General features: G+C 65.4%; 1 protein-coding gene. It reads right to left on the bottom strand.

Translation table 11 applies throughout. The features are described from left to right. The coding region (locus ACIRF8_RS36310; protein WP_404222318.1) for a B12-binding domain-containing protein at positions 1-1,143 on the bottom strand (1,143 nt) is incomplete at both ends.

Below are 1,143 nucleotides of genomic sequence, written 5' to 3'. Positions count from 1 at the left end.
ACGGGCGTAGCGGACCTCGCCCTCGTAGATCTCGTGGAGGTCTTGTTCGACGTAGGCGCGGGTGAGGGCGGCGCCGCCGAGGATGACGGGGTAGTCGGCGGCCATCTTGCGCTGGTTGAGCTCCTGGAGGTTCTCCTTCATGATCACTGTGGATTTGACCAGGAGTCCGGACATGCCGATGACGTCGGCCCGGTGTTCCTCGGCGGCTTCCAGGATCGCGGAGACAGGCTGCTTGATGCCCAGGTTGACCACGTTGTAGCCGTTGTTGGACAAGATGATGTCGACGAGGTTCTTGCCGATGTCATGGACGTCGCCGCGCACGGTGGCAAGGACGATGGTGCCCTTGCCCTCGGCGTCGGACTTCTCCATGTGCGGCTCCAGATAGGCCACCGCGCTCTTCATCACCTCGGCCGACTGGAGCACGAACGGCAACTGCATCTGCCCCGAGCCGAACAGCTCCCCGACGACCTTCATGCCCTCCAGGAGGGTGTTGTTGACGATGTCCAGCGCCGGGGTGTCCTGAAGGGCCTCCGCGAGGTCCTGTTCCAGGCTGTTCTTCTCGCCGTCGATGATCCGCGCCTTGAGGCGTTCCTTCAGCGGCAGCGCGGCCAGCTCCTCGGCCTTGCCCGCCTTCAACGACGTGGCGGTGGCGCCCTCGAACAGCGCCATCAGCTTCTGCAACGGGTCATAGCCCTCGGCGCGCCGGTCGTAGATCAGGTCGAGGGCGGTGGTGACCTGCTCCTCGTCGAAGCGCGCGATGGGCAGGATCTTCGAGGCGTGCACGATCGCCGAGTCCAGACCCGCCTTCACACACTCGTCCAGGAACACGGAGTTCAAGACGATGCGGGCGGCCGGGTTCAGCCCGAAGGAGATGTTCGACAGACCCAGGGTGGTCTGCACCTCCGGGTGGCGCTTCTTCAGCTCGCGGATCGCCTCGATGGTGGCGATGCCGTCACCGCGCGACTCCTCCTGGCCGGTGCAGATGGTGAAGGTCAGGCAGTCGATGAGGATGTCCGCCTCGTGGATGCCCCAGTTGCTCGTCAGGTCGGCGATCAGGCGCTCGGCGATGGCGACCTTGTGCTCGACCGTGCGGGCCTGGCCCTCCTCGTCGATGGTCAGCGCGATCAGCGCCGCCCCATGCTC

This window comes from Streptomyces sp. NPDC102406, from assembly GCF_044765725.1.
In the GTDB taxonomy this organism is placed as follows: Bacteria; Actinomycetota; Actinomycetes; order Streptomycetales; family Streptomycetaceae; genus Streptomyces.
The sequence above is the reverse complement of the archived record's forward strand: the minus strand, read 5'-3'. Positions and strand labels throughout refer to the sequence as shown.